This window comes from Pseudactinotalea terrae (genome assembly GCF_009733845.1).
Lineage (GTDB): Bacteria > Actinomycetota > Actinomycetes > Actinomycetales > Beutenbergiaceae > Pseudactinotalea > Pseudactinotalea terrae.
Map to the genome: position 1 here is coordinate 537,144 of NZ_WNXZ01000002.1, position 16,966 is coordinate 554,109.

17 protein-coding genes are annotated in these 16,966 nt (G+C 70.4%); 12 read left to right on the top strand and 5 right to left on the bottom strand.

Annotated features, from left to right (window positions below; genetic code table 11):
* Positions 1-274: 274 nt before the first annotated feature.
* A complete protein-coding gene (locus GPA03_RS09990; RefSeq protein ID WP_156251823.1) occupies positions 275-898 on the bottom strand; it encodes a GtrA family protein in 624 nt (207 codons plus the stop codon).
* A gap of 389 nt (positions 899-1,287) precedes the next feature.
* On the opposite strand from GPA03_RS09990, the gene GPA03_RS09995 reads away from it, so the two are divergent.
* Genes GPA03_RS09995 through GPA03_RS10010 form a run of 4 tightly spaced genes read left to right on the top strand, consistent with a single transcriptional unit; the run spans position 1,288 to position 3,733 of the window.
* Positions 1,288-2,523, top strand: coding sequence for a 5-(carboxyamino)imidazole ribonucleotide synthase (locus GPA03_RS09995; protein ID WP_156251824.1), 1,236 nt, complete (start codon positions 1,288-1,290; stop codon positions 2,521-2,523).
* Positions 2,520-3,053, top strand: coding sequence for a 5-(carboxyamino)imidazole ribonucleotide mutase (purE, locus tag GPA03_RS10000; RefSeq protein WP_156251825.1), 534 nt, complete (start codon positions 2,520-2,522; stop codon positions 3,051-3,053). Before GPA03_RS09995 ends, purE begins: the two co-directional genes overlap by 4 nt.
* Positions 3,054-3,077: 24 nt before the next feature.
* A complete protein-coding gene (locus tag GPA03_RS10005) occupies positions 3,078-3,341 on the top strand; it encodes a type II toxin-antitoxin system Phd/YefM family antitoxin (protein ID WP_156251826.1) in 264 nt (87 codons plus the stop codon).
* Positions 3,341-3,733, top strand: a complete 393-nt coding sequence (locus GPA03_RS10010) for a type II toxin-antitoxin system VapC family toxin (protein ID WP_156251827.1) — start codon at positions 3,341-3,343, stop codon at positions 3,731-3,733. Before GPA03_RS10005 ends, GPA03_RS10010 begins: the two co-directional genes overlap by 1 nt.
* A gap of 54 nt (positions 3,734-3,787) precedes the next feature.
* Here GPA03_RS10010 and GPA03_RS10015 read toward each other — a convergent pair whose 3' ends face one another.
* Positions 3,788-4,909 (bottom strand): substrate-binding domain-containing protein, encoded by a 1,122-nt coding sequence (locus tag GPA03_RS10015; protein ID WP_156251828.1) that lies wholly within the window; start codon positions 4,907-4,909, stop codon positions 3,788-3,790.
* Between the two features lie 171 nt (positions 4,910-5,080).
* On the opposite strand from GPA03_RS10015, the gene GPA03_RS10020 reads away from it, so the two are divergent.
* The 6 genes from GPA03_RS10020 (at position 5,081) to GPA03_RS10045 (ending at position 10,581) form a co-directional block, all read left to right on the top strand.
* Positions 5,081-6,088: a hydroxyacid dehydrogenase gene (locus GPA03_RS10020; RefSeq protein ID WP_156251829.1), complete on the top strand. Its 1,008-nt coding sequence runs from the start codon at positions 5,081-5,083 to the stop codon at positions 6,086-6,088.
* A gap of 91 nt (positions 6,089-6,179) precedes the next feature.
* On the top strand, positions 6,180-7,463 hold the full coding sequence (locus GPA03_RS10025) for an ABC transporter substrate-binding protein (RefSeq protein WP_241681208.1): 1,284 nt from the start codon (positions 6,180-6,182) through the stop codon (positions 7,461-7,463).
* Between the two features lie 81 nt (positions 7,464-7,544).
* Positions 7,545-8,456, top strand: coding sequence for a carbohydrate ABC transporter permease (locus GPA03_RS10030; protein WP_156251831.1), 912 nt, complete (start codon positions 7,545-7,547; stop codon positions 8,454-8,456).
* Positions 8,456-9,355, top strand: a complete 900-nt coding sequence (locus GPA03_RS10035) for a carbohydrate ABC transporter permease (RefSeq protein ID WP_338325728.1) — start codon at positions 8,456-8,458, stop codon at positions 9,353-9,355. The genes GPA03_RS10030 and GPA03_RS10035 overlap by 1 nt, the downstream gene beginning before the upstream one ends.
* Complete coding sequence (locus tag GPA03_RS10040) at positions 9,352-10,053, top strand: YesL family protein (RefSeq protein WP_156251833.1); 702 nt, start codon at positions 9,352-9,354, stop codon at positions 10,051-10,053. Before GPA03_RS10035 ends, GPA03_RS10040 begins: the two co-directional genes overlap by 4 nt.
* A gap of 108 nt (positions 10,054-10,161) precedes the next feature.
* Positions 10,162-10,581, top strand: a complete 420-nt coding sequence (locus tag GPA03_RS10045; protein WP_156251834.1) for a CoA-binding protein — start codon at positions 10,162-10,164, stop codon at positions 10,579-10,581.
* Between the two features lie 10 nt (positions 10,582-10,591).
* Here the strand turns inward: GPA03_RS10045 and GPA03_RS10050 are convergent, their stop codons facing one another.
* The 3 genes from GPA03_RS10050 to GPA03_RS10060 form a co-directional block, all read right to left on the bottom strand.
* Complete coding sequence (locus GPA03_RS10050) at positions 10,592-11,506, bottom strand: LCP family protein (RefSeq protein ID WP_241681209.1); 915 nt, start codon at positions 11,504-11,506, stop codon at positions 10,592-10,594.
* Positions 11,507-11,985: 479 nt separating this feature from the next.
* Positions 11,986-13,131, bottom strand: a complete 1,146-nt coding sequence (locus tag GPA03_RS10055; protein WP_162458322.1) for an LCP family protein — start codon at positions 13,129-13,131, stop codon at positions 11,986-11,988.
* Positions 13,132-13,249: 118 nt separating this feature from the next.
* Positions 13,250-14,617 (bottom strand): LCP family protein, encoded by a 1,368-nt coding sequence (locus GPA03_RS10060; RefSeq protein ID WP_156251837.1) that lies wholly within the window; start codon positions 14,615-14,617, stop codon positions 13,250-13,252.
* A gap of 167 nt (positions 14,618-14,784) precedes the next feature.
* On the opposite strand from GPA03_RS10060, the gene GPA03_RS10065 reads away from it, so the two are divergent.
* Both GPA03_RS10065 and GPA03_RS10070 read left to right on the top strand, forming a co-directional pair.
* A complete protein-coding gene (locus GPA03_RS10065; protein WP_162458323.1) occupies positions 14,785-15,834 on the top strand; it encodes an NAD-dependent epimerase/dehydratase family protein in 1,050 nt (349 codons plus the stop codon).
* Complete coding sequence (locus GPA03_RS10070; protein ID WP_162458324.1) at positions 15,834-16,961, top strand: acyltransferase family protein; 1,128 nt, start codon at positions 15,834-15,836, stop codon at positions 16,959-16,961. The genes GPA03_RS10065 and GPA03_RS10070 overlap by 1 nt, the downstream gene beginning before the upstream one ends.
* Positions 16,962-16,966 lie beyond the last annotated feature (5 nt).

Sequence of the window (16,966 nt, forward strand, 5' to 3'; positions counted from 1 at the left end):
GCACGAGTCCGCGAATCGGCGTCGGTATCTCGCCTTCTGGTGGGTGCTCAGGGGACAGGCGAACGCTTCGGGCGCCAGTGCGGCTCAGGCCGAGGTCGTGGGCGGCCCGCAGGCGCGTTGACCGTGGGCTGTGGGGGTGCAACGCCGCGGCGGTGGGGGTGTTGCGGAAGTGACGACGGGGCGTGATGCACAACGCCGCGGCGGTTGAGGTGTTGCAGAAGTGACCGCAGGGCGTGAAGGGCAACGTCGGCGCGGTCGGCGTGGTGATCGCCGGTCAGGTTCGCTGAGGTTCGTTCTCGCTCGAGTCCGCGGCGCCGCGAGGTGGCGCCGGCTCCGGGTCGAGGTGGGCGGCAGTGGCGAGCGAGCGGCCGTCGCGGGTGCGGACGCGGCGGAAGGTCCAGATCTTGTTGAGCACGAACGAGACCGGGGTCACGAGGATCACCGAGATCAGCTGCGCCCAGTAGACCTTGGTGCGCAGGCCGGTGGTGTCGTCGAAGATCTCCGATGGCAGCCCGAGCGGTGAGTGCGGGTGCATCAGCAGGGTGAGGATGCCCAGGCCCACCACCTGGGCCGCCGAGCCGACCACCAGGAACGGCGGGTACTCGCGCCACCAGCCGACCTGCTTGGCGCTGCGGAAGGTCCACCAGCGGTTGAGCTGGAAGTTCCAGAGGTTGGCCACGAGGAAGGCGATAGTCGAGAACACGTGGTACCAGCGCACGTTGAAGTCGGTGCCGGGCAGGTCGACCGCGATCGCCTCCGGGTGCGCGCCCATCTTCTTGCAGATCACCATGACCAGCAGATTCACGAGCACCCCGGAGCCACCCACGAGGGCAAAGCGGAACAGCTGGATCCAGTTGCTGCGGTGCCTCACCAGCAGCCAGTGCCTCAGCCGTTCCACGGCGTCAGGATGTCACGCGTACCGGACTCTGGTCACCGGCGGCGGGCAGCGCTCCCCGGAGCGCACTGGTGACTGAGCGTCCAGGCCGGCCGTCGGCTGGTGTGAGAGCGCCCACGGGAGCGTGGCGGGTGGACGCTGAGGCACCAGGGGGTAGGGGAGTGGGATGTCGCCGGCTCGCCAGTGGTGGGAGAGCGTCCACGGCAGCGTGGCGGGTGGACGCTGAGGCACCAGGGGGTAGGGGAGTGGGATGTCGCCGGCTCGCCAGTGGTGGGAGAGCGTCCACGGGAGCGTGGCGAGTGGACGCTGAGGCACCAGCGGGTGCTCAGGCTGGGCGCTGACGCACCAGTGGGGCGGCGGGGTGGACGCTGACCAACCAGCGAGGCGCTGGGATGGAGGTCGGGGGGACGCTGACTGACCAGCGGGCAGGCGGGGTGGACGTTGACCCGGGGAGCGCTCCCCGGCGACTAGGCTTGCCCCTCGTGGGTCCCGTTGTCGCTGTTGTAGGGGGCGGGCAGCTGGCCCGCATGATGGCCGAGCCTGCAGCCGCGCTGCAGATCCGGCTCCGAGCGCTGGTGGAGGCCGCTGACGGTGCCGCCGCCCAGGTGCTGCCGGACAGTCCCGTGGGCACGCCGAAGGACATCGCCGACCTGCGCGCGCTCGTCGACGGCGCCGACGTGCTCACCTTCGAGCACGAGCACATCCCCGGCGAGCACCTCCGCGCACTGCAGGCCGAGGGCGTGAGCGTCCAGCCCGGCCCGGAGGCCCTGGCCTGCGCGCAGGACAAGCTCCACATGCGCGAGCGCCTCGGCGCGCTCGGCGTGCCGTGCCCCCGGTGGGCGCGCATCAGCAGCGCCGCCGAGCTCAACGCCTTCGCCGAGGAGGTCGGCCGGCCCGTCATCGTCAAGACCCCGGTCGGCGGCTACGACGGCAAGGGGGTCCGGGTGGTGGGCTCCGCCGTCGAGATCTCCGACTGGATGTCCGACGGCGGCCCGCTCCTCGCGGAGGAGAAGGTCCCGTTCGTGCGGGAGCTGGCCGCGCTGGTGGCGCGGCGGCCCTCGGGCGAGATGCGGTCGTGGCCCGTGGTCGAGACGATCCAGCGCGACGGCGTGTGCGCCGAGGTGGTCTCGCCCGCCCCGGGCCTCGACCCCGCGCTCGCGGCGCAGGCCGAGGAGATCGCGCGCACCGTCGCGGAGGGCCTCGGGGTGACAGGTGTGCTCGCCGTCGAGATGTTCGCGACGGCGGAGGGGGTGCTCGTCAACGAGCTCGCGATGCGGCCCCACAACTCGGGCCACTTCTCGATCGACGGCTCGGTGACCAGCCAGTTCGAGCAGCACCTGCGCGCGGTGCTCGACCTGCCGTTGGGGGACACGGCCGCCACCGCGCCGTGGGCGGTGATGGTCAACCTGCTCGGTTCCCAGCTGGAGGACCCGGCAGGCGCGTACCCAGCGCTGATGGCGGCCTACCCGGATGCCAAGGTCCACCTGTACGGCAAAGAGGTGCGCCCCGGGCGCAAGCTCGGGCACGTGACGGTGACCGGTGACGACCTGGAGGTCTGCCGTGAGCGGGCCACCGCTGCCGTCGCGATCCTGCGCGGCGACGACCCCGAGGAAGAGGAAGCCCGATGACGCAGCCACTGGTAGGGGTCGTGATGGGCTCTGACTCCGACTGGCCCGTGATGGAGCAGGCCGCGCTCGCGCTCGAGGAGTTCGGGGTGCCCTACGAGGCCGACGTGGTCAGCGCCCATCGGATGCCGACCGACATGATCAGCTACGGCGAGCAGGCTGCCGGGCGGGGGCTGCGGGTGATCGTGGCCGGCGCCGGCGGTGCTGCCCACCTGCCCGGGATGCTTGCGGCGGTGACGCCGCTGCCGGTGATCGGCGTGCCGGTGCCGCTGGCTCACCTCGACGGCATGGACTCGTTGCTCTCGATCGTGCAGATGCCCGCAGGCGTGCCGGTCGCGACCGTGAGCGTGGGCGGCGCCCGCAACGCCGGTCTGCTGGCCGTGCGCGTGCTCGCCGCCGGCGGCGACGAGCTCGGTGCCCGGCTGCGCGAGCAGATGGCGACCTTCCAGGACCAGCTGCGTCAGACCGCCGTCGAGAAGGGCGCGCGACTGCGCGCACAGCGCGGGCAGAAGACCGGATTCAACGCCGGCTAGTCCCGATGTTCTACACTGTAGAACATGAGCGAGGTCGGTGTACGAGCACTCAAGCAGAACGCGTCGGCGGTGGTCAGGCAGGCCGCTGCCGGCGAGATCATCACGGTGACCGACCGTGGGCGTCCCGTCGCCCAGCTGACCCCGCTGCCGAGCTCGAAGCTGCAGGCGCTGATCGTTGCTGGCGGTGCCCGACCAGCCAGGTACGACCTGGCCGATCTCGACGAACCTCCATCAGGCCCGCCGCTGTCCGAGGTTCTCGCTCAGGCGCGCGAGAACGAGCGGTACTGATGGCGCACTACCTCCACACATCTGCTCTGGTCAAGCTGGTCATCGCCGAGGTCGAGACGCCCGCCCTCCGAGGGTGGCTCGCAGAAGGCCATCGTGACTTCGTGGCATCCGATCTCGCCCGGACCGAGCTCATGCGAGCAGTGCGGCGCGGCGCACCGGACCGGGTGCTGCGGGCGCGGACGGTGCTCGACTCGGTCTCGCTCCTGCGGCTCGACACCACCACCTACGAGTCGGCGGGGCGAATCGATCCCGAGAACCTACGCTCGTTGGACGCTCTTCATCTGGCGTCGGCCCTCGAGCTCGGCGACGAGCTCGACGCGATGGTCACCTACGACGACCGCCTGGCTGAGGCGGCGCGCCAGAACGGCGTGCCCGTTCTCGCCCCGCGGTGAGGAACTCAAGAGAACTCACCCTCGCAGGCCCGGCGTGTCGAGCGCTCCCTCGCATCAGCTGCGCAGCGCCGTCGACTCCCGCACCACGAGGGTAGGACTGATGGCCACGCGGTGGACGGGGCGGTCGGGGCGGGCGACCCGATCGAGGAGCACTGCGACGGCGGCTCGGCCCACCTCCTGGCGCTGGGGTCGCAGCGCCGTCAACGGGGGGCTGGCGAGGGCGGCGATCTCGTCGTCGTAGGAGATCACCGCAAGATCCTCCGGCACGCGTAGACCACGGGTCTCCGCGTGCTGCACGAGCCGGACTGCCTCCGGGTCGGAGTGGACCAGCAAGGCGGTGGTGCGGGTGGCGATCACCTTCTCGATCGCGGCTGCCAGGGCGCCGTCGAAATCCGCGTGGGCGCGATCGGGCACCGGTTCCAGGACGCCGCCCTCCGACAACCCCCGAGCATGGAGCGCGCGCCGCCAGCCGAGCTGGATCTCCTCCGCGTGGGGGGAGTGCGTCGAGAACACCATCCCCATCTGCTCGTGCCCGAGATCGACGAGATGGTGAGCGGCCATCTCGCCGCCGAGGGTGTGGTCGGAGATGACCGAGTCGACGGCGCGGCGGTAGCCGTCCACGACGGCGGTGCGCTCGACCAGCACCACCGGCACCGGGGCGTCCCGCAGCCACTCGCGCGCACGTTCGCCACCGATGCCCTGCATCGTCGGTGCGGCGAGGATGCCCACGCAGCCGGCGCCGACCAGTCGGTCGAGATCCGGCCGCTCGTCGGTGGCCTCGTAGCGGGACTCGTGCAGCAACAGCCGCATGCCGGAGTCCCTGACCGCGCTCTCGACGCTGCGTGCGATGTCGGGCCAGTACACGCTCAGCGAGGGCACGAGCATGCCGATCACGCCGTCGGGCAAACCGCCGGGCTCGGATCTGCGCGCGGGTCCGGGGGCGGTGGGGTCGGGCTGGTCCTCGACGACGACCGCACCGCCGTGCACGCGGGTGACGAGGCCCGCATCGTCGAGGTCGGCGAGGTCGCGCCGGACCGTGACGGGCGTGACCCCGAACTGGGCGGCGAGATCGGCCACGCGGGCGGTGCCGTGCCGCCGGATGGCGGCGAGGATCTGAGCACGTCGGGTCGCGCCCAGCGCACGGCCCTCGGCCGCTCCGGTGCTGTCGTCGTCCATGCTCGCTCTCCTGTGGGTGGACACAGTGTGCCCGGCCCGTGGTCACCGTCGCAGGTTCGATTGTGATCGGTTGACACGATCGAACGTGTTCGCTTACCGTGCCATACGGCTCGTTGGATACGCAACGATCATAAACAAACAATCTGGCTCGACGGTGAGAGATCGGTGGTCATGGCGGACCCGCAGGCATTGCTGGTGATGGCGCGAGCCACGTACCAGCAGCAGTTCGGCCAGGCCGAGCTGGAGCGGCTCGGCTCCCTCGTCGAGCTCGGCGAACCTCCGTGGTGCGAGGGGTTCGACGGCGTCAACCCGGGGCGGTTGGCCGAGGTCGAGGTGCTCATCACCTCCTGGGGCTGCCCGGCGATCACCGTGGAGATCCTCGATCGCGCGCCGCGGCTGCGCGCCGTGCTCCACTCGGCCGGGAGCGTGCGGGACCTGGTGGCGCCGCAGGCCTACGAGCGTGGCATCACGGTGGTCTCGGGTGCCGACGCGAACGCGATCCCGGTCGCCGAGTTCACGCTGGCGGCGATCGTGCTCGCCGGCAAGCGCGCCATCCCGCTGGCCGCCGCGAACCGCACGGCGCCGATGCCGTGGGGTGCGGTGACCGCGGCGGAGGTCTCCAACCTCGGCCGAACGCTCGGGCTCGTCGGGTTCTCCCGGATCGGACGCCGCACGCTCGAGCTGGTGCGCGAGGTCCTCGAGCCGGCCCGGGTGCTCGTGGCCGACCCGTACGCCAACGCCGACGCCGTCGCTGCGGCGGGTGGGGAGCTGGTGCCGCTGGAGCAGCTGCTGCGCGCGGGCGAGATCGTGTCCCTGCACGCCCCGCTCACGGAGGCCACGCGCGGCATGATCGGTGCTGCGGAGCTGGCGCTGCTGCCTGACGGCGCCACCCTGATCAACACCGCTCGGGGCGGGCTCGTGGACCACGACGCCCTGCTGGCCGAGTGCACGAGCGGCCGGCTCGACGCGATCCTCGACGTCACCGAGCCCGAGCCGCTGCCCGCGGGTCACCCGTTGCTCGCGCTCCCGAACGTGATGATCACGCCGCACCTGGCGGGGTCGCTGGGCTCGGAGACGCAACGGCTCGCACGACACACCCTCGACGCGCTCGAGGACCTCCGCGCGGGCAGACCCGTGCGGGGAGCGGTGGCGCTCGCCGAGATCGGCGTCAGCGCATGACGCCTTCCGACTCAATGACGCACAACCAACCACCAGGGCCCGATCCACGGGCCGGATCTCAGCAGGAGAGGAAGTACACGCGATGAAGCGGATGACGAAAGCCGGTGTGGCGGCGGTAGCAGGAGCCACGCTCATGCTCGCGGGCTGCTCGGGCGACAACGGCGGCGGCGGGGGCGACGGCGGTCCCGTGGACCTGGTGCTCGCGGGGTGGTCGCTCTCGACCACGCCCGAGTTCCAGGTGCTCGTGGACGGCTTCACCGAGCAGAACCCCGAGGTGACGATCGACGTCCTCGAGTACGACGCCGCCAACTACGACACGCAGCTGACCGCTGACCTGGCGGCCGGCTCGGCACCGGACCTGTACCCGCTCAAGACGGTGACGACGCTGCCCACCTACCAGGAGGGCGGCCAGCTGGTCGACGTCAGCGACGTCGCGTCCGAGCTCAGCGGCGACATCCTGGGCGTCGACGCCTACGTCGTCGACGGCGCCACCTACGCGATTCCGTACCGGCAGGATGCCTGGTTCCTCTACTACAACCAGGAGCTGTTCGACCAGGCGGGTGTCGACGCGCCGGACGGCACCTGGACGTGGGACGACTACGTGGCCGCCTCGTCCGCGCTGCAGGAAGGCCTGGCGGGCACCGACGCGAAGGCCACCTACCAGCACGGGTGGGCCAGCCTGGTGCAGGGCTTCGCGAACGCCCAAGCCGGCTCGGACGAGAAGTTCCTCGCCGCCGAGTGGGACTACATGGTGCCGTTCTACGAGCGTGCGCTCGAGCTGCAGGATGCGGGCGCGCAGGAGAGCTACGGCACCGTGACGACCAACTCGCTCACCTACCAGGGCCAGTTCGGCACGCAGAAGGTCGCGATGATGCCGATGGGCTCGTGGTACGTGGCGACGCTGCTCGCGCAGCAGGAGAGCGGTGACGCCGACACCTTCGGCTGGAGCTTCGCGCCGATGCCGCAGCTCGACGACAGCACGCTCGACGCCCCGATCACGCAGGGCAACCCGACCGCGATCGGCATCAACCCGGCGATCGACGAGGACAAGCTCGACGCCGCCAAGGAGTTCCTGGCCTACATCGGCTCGGAGGAGGCGGCGAGCGAGCTGGCCGCGATCGGGATCATGCCCGCCTACACCACCGAGGCCGTGGCCGAGGTGATGTTCGGGCTCGAGGGTGTGCCGACCGATGACGTGGCGCGCACTGCGTTCTCCGCGCAGCAGCCGGTGCCCGAGGCCCCGGTGAACTCCGGAACGCCGCCGCTGCAGACGATCCTCGACGACGCTCACTCGGAGATCATGACCGGCAACATCAGCCCGGCCGACGGCATCGCCGCTGCGATCGCCCGCGCTCAGGACGAGGTCCTGGGCTGATCCGACCGTCGGGGTTGGTGACCGGCACCTGCCGGCGCCACCCCGATCGGCATCCCACGCCACACGCTGCAAGGAGCACGCATGTCAGCGACGACCATCGAGCGGCCCCGGGCCCCCGGCCGGCGCCTGAGGCGCCGACGCGCCCTGGTGGGATGGACCTTCATCCTGCCGAACTTCCTCGGGTTCGCCACGTTCACCCTCGTCCCGGTGCTGATCCTCATGTACCTGGGGTTCACGAGCTGGAACGCCTTCGGCGCGGCCGAGTTCACGGGGCTGGAGAACTACGAGCGACTGCTGTCCGACAGCACCTTCCACACCGCGCTGCTCAACACGCTGTACTACGCGGTCTTCCACATCCCGCTCACGCTGGTGGCGGCGCTGGGCCTGGCCGTCCTGCTCAACCAAAAGCTGCGCGGGGTGGCCTTCTTCCGCACGGTCGCGTTCTTCCCCTACATCACCTCGATCGTGGCGATCGCCGTCGTCTGGAACATGCTGTTCTCGCCCGAGGCGGGGCCGGTCAACCAGTTCCTCGAGGCGATCGGGATCGCGAGCCCGCCGGGCTGGACGACCTCGACCGACTGGGCGATGCCCGCGATCATCCTGGTCTCGATCTGGCGCGACATGGGCTACTACATGCTGCTGTTCCTCGCGGGTCTGCAGGCGATCCCGGGCGAGCTGTACGAGGCCGCACGCATCGACGGCGCCAACGCGTGGCAGCGGTTCCGGAACGTCACGATGCCTGGGCTGCGCCCGACGACCTTCTTCGTCACCGTGATGCTGACGATCGGCAGCTTCAAGGTCTTCGACCTGATCCTCGTGATGACCAACGGCGGCCCCGGCACAGCCACCTTGGTGCTGTCGCAATACATCTACGACACCGGCTTCGTGGAGCGGGACTTCGGGTACGCCTCCACGGTGGCGATCGTGCTGTTCCTCATCTGCATCGGGGTCACGGTGCTGCAGTTCCTGGTGAACAAGCGAAGGGAGCGATGATGGCCACGCTCACGCTCGACCCGCCGAGCACCGGGACCGGCACCCCGGGCAACCGCGGCCGCGCGGACCGGCGGACAGGTCTGCACCTCGTCGGCCGGGTGCTGCTCTATGCGGTGATGCTCGTCGCTGCCGCGGCGATCCTCGTGCCGTTCGTGTGGATGGTCACGTCGTCGCTGAAGAACAGCACCCAGGTCTTCACGGTGCCGATCCAGTGGTTGCCGGACCCCGTCGTCTGGCAGAACTACCTGGACATCTGGACCAAGGCCGACATGAGCACGTGGCTGCGTAACACGCTGCTGCTCTCGGTGGTCATCACGTTCCTGCAGGTGCTGACCGGCAGCTTCGCGGCCTACGGCTTCTCGAAGGTCCGGTTCCCCGGCCGGGACGTGCTGTTCCTGGCCTACGTCGGCACGATCGCGGTGCCGTGGCAGGCGTACATGATTCCGCAGTTCATCCTGATGTCGAGGTTCGAGCTCTCGAACACGCTGTGGGCGATGATCGCGCTGCAGGCATTCGGGGCGTTCGGCGTGTTCCTCATGAAGCAGTACTACGAGTCGATCCCCGAGGAGCTGTCCGAGGCCGCCCGCATCGACGGGCTCTCGGAGTACGGCATCTGGCGCCGCGTGGTGCTGCCGCTGTCCGGACCCGCCGTGGCCTCGCTGTCGCTGCTGACGTTCGTCAACGTGTGGAACGACTACCTCGGCCCGCTCATCTACCTGCGGTCACCCGAGATCTGGACGATCCAGATCGGGTTGAAGTCGCTGGTGTCGCAGTACAACGCCGAGTACGCGCTGATCATGACCGGATCGGTGCTCTCGGTGCTGCCGATCGCGATCATCTTCATGCTCGGGCAGCGCTACTTCGTGCAGGGCATCGCGACCACGGGTGTGAAGGGATGACGGTGGCGAGCGAGCGGCGCCCGCTGCTGCGGATCTCGGGCATCGCCTGGGAGTCGATCTTCAGCACGGTCGCCGGCGCGTTGATCGCGAACCTGTGTCTGGCGATCGCCTCGGCGCCGCTGCTCGTGCTGCTGATCACGACCGACCCGCGCCGATCCTGGCCCGCGCTCGCGGTCGCAGCCGTCGCAGCGGTCCCGGCGCTGCCTGCGCTGTTCGCCGTGTTCCGGCACCTGACCGAGGCCCGCAGCGGCAGCGTGGTCGTGGCCTTCTGGTCCGGCTGGTGGCGCACGATGCGCCGCTCCCTCGCGATCGGCGCCGGGGTGGTGGCGCTGTCGGTGGTGATCACCATCGACCTCGTCGTGCTCGGCGCCAGCCGCTGGGCCGTGCTCCTCGGCGGGCTCCTCATGGTTGTGCTCGCCCTTGCCGTCTCGACGGCGGTGCTCGCCCTGGTCGCGAGCGTCGAGCGGCCGGATGCGCGGCTGCGCGACGTGCTCCGCGCGTGTCTCTATCTCGCGGTGAGGCGTTGGTACCTCAGCATCGCCGCCCTCGTGATCCTCGGGCTGCAGGCCGCGTTGTTCACGCTCCACCCGGCCCTGGCAATCGGGCTGTCGGCGACACCCCTGCTGTACGCGCTGTGGAGCAACGCACGGTTCACCCTCGGTCCGATCCTCCCGGTGGGCTCGCACATCGCCACCTGAGCGGTTTCCACACGCTTCCGTTCACTTCCGGCGGCGGGAGCGCGCGCCCTCTCGATGGGACCCGCCGTTCGCCGTGGGTCTCCCGGGCGCGTCTGGAAGGCTGGCGACATGACCCAGATCAACGACCCAGCAGTGATCGAGCGCCTCATCCGCACCCCGGCCACCTGGGCGGTGGTGGGGCTGTCGACCAACCGGGCCCGTGCCGCCTACAGGGTGGCGGCCTACCTGCAGGGCATCGGCAAGACGATCGTGCCGGTGCACCCCAAGGCCGAGGCAGTGCACGAGGCGACCGGCTACGCCACGCTCGCCGACATCCCCGGCGATGTCGCCGTCGACGTGGTCGACGTCTTCGTCAACGCCGATCTCGCGGGCGCCGTCGTCGACGAAGCGATCGCCCGCGGCGCGCGAGCAGTGTGGCTGCAGCTGGGCGTGATCGACAACGCGGCAGCGCAGCGCGCGCTCGACGCCGGTCTTGAGGTCGTCATGGACCGCTGCCCGGCGATCGAGGGCCCGCGGATCCTGCGCTGACGACGCCTGCCTACTCGAAGGAGTGGGTGTCCTCGTCGGTGACGGTGCCGTCGAGGAGCGACTGGAAGAATCCCGGCGCGAGGTCGGGATCGAGCAGCACGGTCGAGCCAACCCCGCCGGGTCGGTAGTCCATGTCCGCGATCGGCGGGGCTCCCCGCACGCCGTCGTCCCCGGTCGCGTTGCGGAACGCTAGCGCCATGCGACCCAGGTCGAGGATGCCGGTGCCCTCGCTGACCAGCAGCGCACCCAGCCCTGCCTCAGCGAGCCGGACCTGCTCGCCCGGCTGGGTCACGAGCGATGGATCCGCGACCGTGCTCGTGATCGCCTGGATCAGCTGTCGCTGCCGCTCGGAGCGCCCGATGTCGCCCTGCGGGTCGGCCTTGCGCATGCGCACGAACGCGAGCGCCGTCTCGCCGTCGACCACCTGACAGCCGGGCTCCTCCCAGACCAGGCCGCTGTCCTGGTCGTCGACGACGTAGTCCAGGCACAGCTCGACGCCGCCGACCGCGTCGACGAGTCCGGCGATACCGCCCATGCCGATCTCGACGTAGTGGTCGACGCCGATCCCGGTGAGCTGCTCGACCGTCTCGACCAGCAGCGGGGCGCCACCGAACGCGAAGGCCGCGTTGAGCTTGTTGGGGCCGTAACCAGGGATCTCCGCGTACGTGTCGCGGGGGAGCGAGATCAGCGAGGTGTTGCCGCTGCTCGGCACGGTGAGCAGCATGATCGTGTCGGTGCGCTGGCCCTCGGTGGTGTCGTTGCGCAGCGCGCCGTCGGCCCGCGAGTCGGAGCCCGCCAGCAGGTATGTGGTGCCGGCCGTACCCGCACCACCGCTCAGGGCGTCGACGTGGTTGATCTTGCCGTTGGCCCAGATCATCAGCCCGATCGGCCAGGCGAGCACCAGCACGAGCAGGACCACCAGCACGGCCACCACCATGCGGCCGCGGCGCTTCTTCCGCTTCGGCTTGCTCGGGCGCGTCGCCGACGGGGGCGCATCCGGCGGCCGCGAGCCGGGTCGCTCGTTCCGGCTGCTCGCGGAGACCGAGCGCGGTGAGGCACTGCCGCCTGCCGGCATCACGCGGGTGCGAGGTGCGCCCTCGCCATGGGGAGCCTGTCCAGGGGTGTACGACGGCGGTGGGCCGCCTGGGGCTGCAGCGTTCCGGCCCGCGTCTCGGCCGGACCGCGGCGGCGCGGGACGCTTCGCGCCGGTCGGCTCGCGACGCGGGGGGACCTGGTTGCCGGGCAGTGGCCGGGCGGTGCCGTTGCTGCGGGCGCGGGACGACGTGCGCGGGCTCGGGCGGCGCCCCGGAGGCGTCGCCGGCTGGCCCGCCGGGGGCCGTTGGGGGTCGCGTGCAGGGCGCTGGCCGGCAGGAGCCTCGAAGTCGAAGGGGTCGTCGGAGCTCATCAGCAGCTCTCGCTCTCGTGGTGGGACCCGCCAAGGCTAGGTGAGTCCGCGCCGGGCGCGGTGGTGGCCGTGGTGTCCGGTGTGTCGCCCGTGTCGGTGCCGGCGGTTCCGCCGTCGGAGGTCTCGTCCTCGCCCCCGAGCGGTCGGTCTGCCGCGATGGCGGCGAAGAGCTCCTCGGCCTCGGCCGTCCAGACCACGTTGGCGCCGTCGCCTCGGGGTGTCCAGGGCACCGTGACGAAGGTGACGTCGTCGCGGCGGACCTCGCGCAGGGACAGGGCGATGCCCGAGAGCGCCGAGAGCGAGCCCAGCTCACTGCTCGTGGTCAGGGACGCCGTCGCCGCGTCCAGGAACCGCAGCAGGGCGGGGGAGTCGCTGAGCAGGTTCTGATCGAGCACGGTGCGGATCGTGGCGTCGAGCAGCTGCTGCTGGCGACCGATGCGCGCGGTGTCGCTGCCGTCGCCGAGGGTCTTGCGGGCGCGGGCGAAGCCAAGAGCCTGCTCGCCGTCGAGCACCTGTTGACCTGCGTCGAGCTGGATGTCCGCGTCCGGGTCGTCGATCGGCTCCGGCACGCACATCTCGACGCCGCCGAGCGCGTCGATCATGCGGATGAAGCCGCTGAAGTCGACCGCGACGAACCCGTCGACGCGGATCCCGGTCGCTGCTTCGAGAGTGCGGATCGAGCAGGCCACGCCGTAGCCGACGTCGCCGGTCGCGCCGCCGAGCGCGAACGCCTGGTTGAACTTGAACTCGGTGGGCTCGCTCCAGGTGCCGTCCGGCAGCGGGCAGGCGGGGATCGAGACCCATGAGTCACGCGGGATCGAGATCAGCTCCACGCGGGAGCGGTCCGCGGCGATGTGGGCCAGGATCACCGTGTCGGACCGGACACCGCTCTGGCCGGCGCCGCCGAACCGGGCGTTGTCGCCCTCTCGGTCGTCGACGCCCACCAGCAGCAGGTTGAGCGGCTGCCCGGCATGGGGATCGGCCGGGTCGGTCGGGTCGGAACCGGCAACCGTGGGCCGGTCCGTGCCGAGCAGCGTCTCGATGTCGTGGCTGCGGATGTTGTCGTCGAGGTTGCGGTACGTCCACGCCGCCCCGCTGGTGGCGAACAGCGCGACGCCCGAGACGAGAGCCGCGACGAGACGCACGCGCTGCTGCCTGACCCGCCGGGCGTGCCGGAACGGACCTGGCGGCGCGGGCCGGTCGCGGGCTGCCGACTCCCGCGCCGGCGGGCGCCTGCGCTCACGAATCGCGTGGCGCATGACGTCAGCAGACAGGGGTGAGGTCGTCCGCGGTGCTCGCGCCGGCGTCGTCGGAGGTCTCGCCGTCAGCCGGGTCGGTGCTCGGGTCGTCGCTCGCCTCGTCCGTACTGCCGGTGGTCGTCTCGTCCGTGGTGTCGGTGCTCGCCTCGTCGCTGCTGGCCTCGTCGCCCGTGCTGTCGTCGGTCGCCGCACCGGTGGGCTCGTCCGCCTGCACGATCGGCTCGTCGGCGGCCATACGCTCCCAGATGAGGTCCACCTCGCTGGTGAACACCAGACGGTTGCGGTCGGGTTGGTAGGCGGCGTACGGCGTCGTCATGAACGTGACGTCGGCGAGGTCGAGCGAACGGAGGCTGAGAGCGAGCCCGGCCATGTCGTTCAGTGAGGCAAGGTTGGAGCTCATCGTGAGCGAGCTCAGCGCGGCCCGGAGCATCTGGTACAGCGCGGGACCGTCGGTGAGGACGTTGCGGGAGAGCACCTCGTCGACCATGGCGGACATCAGGTGCTGCTGGCGCCCGATGCGGTCCGTGTCGGAACCGTTCAGGCCCTCACCGCTGCGGGCACGGGCGTAGCCGAGCGCCTGCTCGCCGTTCAGGGTCTGCTGGCCGGCCTCGAGATCGAGGTTGGCCTTCGGGGCGTAGATCGGCTCCGGGATGCAGATGTCGACACCCCCGAGCGCGTCGACCATGTCGATGAACCCGCCCATCTCCACGAGCACGAAGCCATCGATCGTCAGCCCGGTCACGGACTGCGCGAGGTTGATGTCGCACGCGATGGCGGACTCGGTGTCGCCACCGGCTACGAACGCCTCGGCGAACGCGCTGTTGTACATGCCGAACCGCGCGTAGACCGTGGTGCCGCTGCTGGTGCGGCACTGCGGGATGTCGACCATGGTGTCGCGGGGGATCGAGACGAGCTCCACGCGATCGCGGTCGGCTGAGATGTGGGCGATGATGTGAGTGTCCGCGAGGACCGAGGTGAATCCGTCGTCCACACCGCCGTCGGCCCGGCTGTCCGAGCCGATGATGAGGATGTTGAGCGGCGTCCCCGCGTTGGGATCGGCGGGGGGAGCCGTGCTCCCGTCAGCATCGACGGGTGGGTCGACGAGCCCGCCGACGTCCACGCTGTTCACGTCGCCCTGGAGCTGCTGGTACGTCGCGGCGACCGCCGTCCCGGAGAACGCGAGCAGGGCCACCACCCCGAGCGCGACCGCGCGGAGGCGGTGCTTGGTGTGGCTGCCTGCGTGGCGGGGCTGCACTCGGTTCCCGGCTGGTCGGGCCGCGGCGGTACGAGCGGCCGCAGGCGTGCGCGCGCCGTCGTGACGAAGATCGCGACGGCGGGCTGTCGCCGAGCTGGCGTGGCGAGGTTGCGTCATCGGGATGCAGCCTAAGCAACGGCCGCCTCATGGTGGCGGCAGCGCCGCGCATGCTCGGTGAAGGGATTGTGGAGGGTGATGACGCAGGTCACGGCGTTGCGCGCATCGGCCGGGTCGCGTCCCACTACGATCGCCGGGGATCGGGCAGCAGCGAAGGAAGGCCAGGCGTGACCACTCAGCTGAGTGTCGGCGACCGCGTCGCGGTGCTCGGTGGGTCCGGGTTCATCGGGTCTCACGTCATCCCCGCACTCGTCGAGGCCGGCTACGGGGTGGTCAGCTACGACGTCTACCCGCCCGAGCACCCGCTGCCCGAGGGGGTGGCGGACGTGCGTGGCGACATCCGTGATGTCGCAGCCCTCACGCGCGCCCTCACCGGCTGCGATGCGGTGCTCAACCTGGCCGCCGCCCACCACGACTTCGGCCTCACCCCGGCCACGTTCGAGTCGGTGAACGTCGACGGCGCTCGCGCGGTCACCGAGGCGATGGTCGCCTCGGGTGTGGCGAACCTCTGTTTCTACTCCTCGGTGGCTGTCTACGGGGATGCGGCGCCGCGCCCGGACGAGACGACCGTGCCACGGCCGGTCAACGACTACGGCCGCACCAAGCTCGCGGCGGAGGGTGTGTACCGCGCGTGGGAGGCCGACGGCGAGGACCGCCGGCTGCTGGTCATCCGCCCCGCAGTGGTCTTCGGCCCGCGCAACTACGCCAACGTGTACCGGATGATCCATCAGGTCGCTCGACGGCGGTTCTTCCCGGTCGGGCAAGGCTCGAACCGCAAGAGCATGATCTTCGTGACGAACATCGTGGCCGCGATCCTGCACCTGTGGACCCAGCCGCCGCTGCGCGATGTCGAGGTCTACAACTGTGTGGACCAGCCGGACCTGACCTCCTCGGAGATTCTCGCAGAGGTCTACCTGGGGCTCGGCAGACGCCCGCCCCGGTGGCGGCTGCCGCTGCAGCCGGCGATCATCGCGACGAAGCCGTTCGACCTGATCGCCCGCGTGACGGGCCGCAACCTGCCGATCACGAGCGAGCGGATCCGCAAGCTGGCCGACTCCGAGACCTCCTTCGCCGCCGATCGCGTGCGTGAGACCGGGTACGTGCAGCCCGTCAAGCTGCGCGACGGCCTGGCGACGATGGTCGCCTGGTATCTCCGGGAAGGCAGGTACGTTGCTGCAGTCGAGCACCTGCCACCGGAACGGCCGCCGATCGGATGATGGGAGAGCAGAGCGCCGCCACCGCACGTCATGCGCGTGGACCAGTTCAACCCCCCGACACCGGTCGCCTCGTCTGGATCGATATCGCGAAGGCACTGGCGATCGTGCTGGTGGTCCAGTACCACGTGGCGACACATGCCTCCGCCGTCTTTGCCGGTCTGTCTGGGTGGGCGTGGGAACTTTGGTCGGAACTGGCTCAGGTGTTGATCCCGGTGCGGATGCCGGCATTCTTCGTAGTTTCCGGGGTGCTCGCGGCCAATGCGCTCACGAGGAGGTGGCGTGACGTCTTCCGGCCCCGGTACGCGGCGATCCTGTGGCCATTCCTGATCTGGTCTGTGCTGCTGACCGTGCTGATCGCCCTCCGCGGCGCGGACAACCCCTGGGCAGCGATCCTCGAGCGGCTGCCGCGGATACTCCAGGGCGGCGACGGCTACTGGTACCTGTCTACCCTGGTGCTGTTCTTCACGATCTGCCGAGTCGGTAGACGCGCTCCCGGATGGCTGCTGCTCGGATCCTTCATCCTGTGGTTCTTCGCCTCGCTGGTTCCTTCCGTCTTGCCAGATTCGGTGCCGGACGCGCTGGCGGCGAACATCTACCGTTGGGCGAGCTTCGGGATGTGGTTCGTGGTCGGTGCTTTCGGTCGCTCCATCGTTCTCCGCATCGGTGCACGCCCGTGGTGGGATCTGATGGTTCCAGCCGTCACCAGCTTCGGACTGTGCGTGTGGCTCACCGGACGCCTCCGCGAGAGCGAGTCGTTCAGCGGGATCCCCATGAGCAAGCCGCTCAGCGTGACAGGAGTGGCGCTGCTGCTGGCAGTGAGCGTCCTGATCGCCAAGTGGCCCGCGGCCGCGCGGCTGGGTGTGTACCTCGCCGCACGCACGCTACCGATCTATGTGGTGCATGCCGTCCTGGTCTACGGCGTCCGCCTCGTCACGTACGAGCAGGGATGGCTGGTGCAGCTTTCGGGTGCGCCGAACAACCTCATCGTGCTGCTTGCGGTTCCCGCCACGGTCATGGCGATGGTGCTGGCATCCACGCAGCTCGCCGACCGTGTGGCGGGCACGCCGTTTGCCTGGCTGTTCACATCGCCGGGTGGAAAGGCGCGGGCAGCGCCCCGAACGGCTTGACCGCG

Excerpts from the sequence above, each read along its gene's own strand:
- GPA03_RS10025 (WP_241681208.1), top strand. The coding sequence starts at position 6,180 with ATGACGAAAGCCGGTGTGGCGGCGGTAGCAGGAGCCACGCTCATGCTC.
- GPA03_RS10035 (WP_338325728.1), top strand. The coding sequence starts at position 8,456 with ATGGCCACGCTCACGCTCGACCCGCCGAGCACCGGGACCGGCACCCCG.
- GPA03_RS10015 (WP_156251828.1), bottom strand. The coding sequence starts at position 4,909 with ATGGACGACGACAGCACCGGAGCGGCCGAGGGCCGTGCGCTGGGCGCG.
- GPA03_RS09995 (WP_156251824.1), top strand. The coding sequence starts at position 1,288 with ATGGAGGTCGGGGGGACGCTGACTGACCAGCGGGCAGGCGGGGTGGAC.
- GPA03_RS10030 (WP_156251831.1), top strand. The coding sequence starts at position 7,545 with ATGTCAGCGACGACCATCGAGCGGCCCCGGGCCCCCGGCCGGCGCCTG.
- GPA03_RS10070 (WP_162458324.1), top strand. The coding sequence starts at position 15,834 with ATGGGAGAGCAGAGCGCCGCCACCGCACGTCATGCGCGTGGACCAGTT.
- GPA03_RS10020 (WP_156251829.1), top strand. The coding sequence starts at position 5,081 with ATGGCGGACCCGCAGGCATTGCTGGTGATGGCGCGAGCCACGTACCAG.
- GPA03_RS10040 (WP_156251833.1), top strand. The coding sequence starts at position 9,352 with ATGACGGTGGCGAGCGAGCGGCGCCCGCTGCTGCGGATCTCGGGCATC.
- GPA03_RS10005 (WP_156251826.1), top strand. The coding sequence starts at position 3,078 with ATGAGCGAGGTCGGTGTACGAGCACTCAAGCAGAACGCGTCGGCGGTG.
- GPA03_RS10060 (WP_156251837.1), bottom strand. The coding sequence starts at position 14,617 with ATGACGCAACCTCGCCACGCCAGCTCGGCGACAGCCCGCCGTCGCGAT.
- purE (WP_156251825.1), top strand. The coding sequence starts at position 2,520 with ATGACGCAGCCACTGGTAGGGGTCGTGATGGGCTCTGACTCCGACTGG.
- GPA03_RS10045 (WP_156251834.1), top strand. The coding sequence starts at position 10,162 with ATGACCCAGATCAACGACCCAGCAGTGATCGAGCGCCTCATCCGCACC.
- GPA03_RS10010 (WP_156251827.1), top strand. The coding sequence starts at position 3,341 with ATGGCGCACTACCTCCACACATCTGCTCTGGTCAAGCTGGTCATCGCC.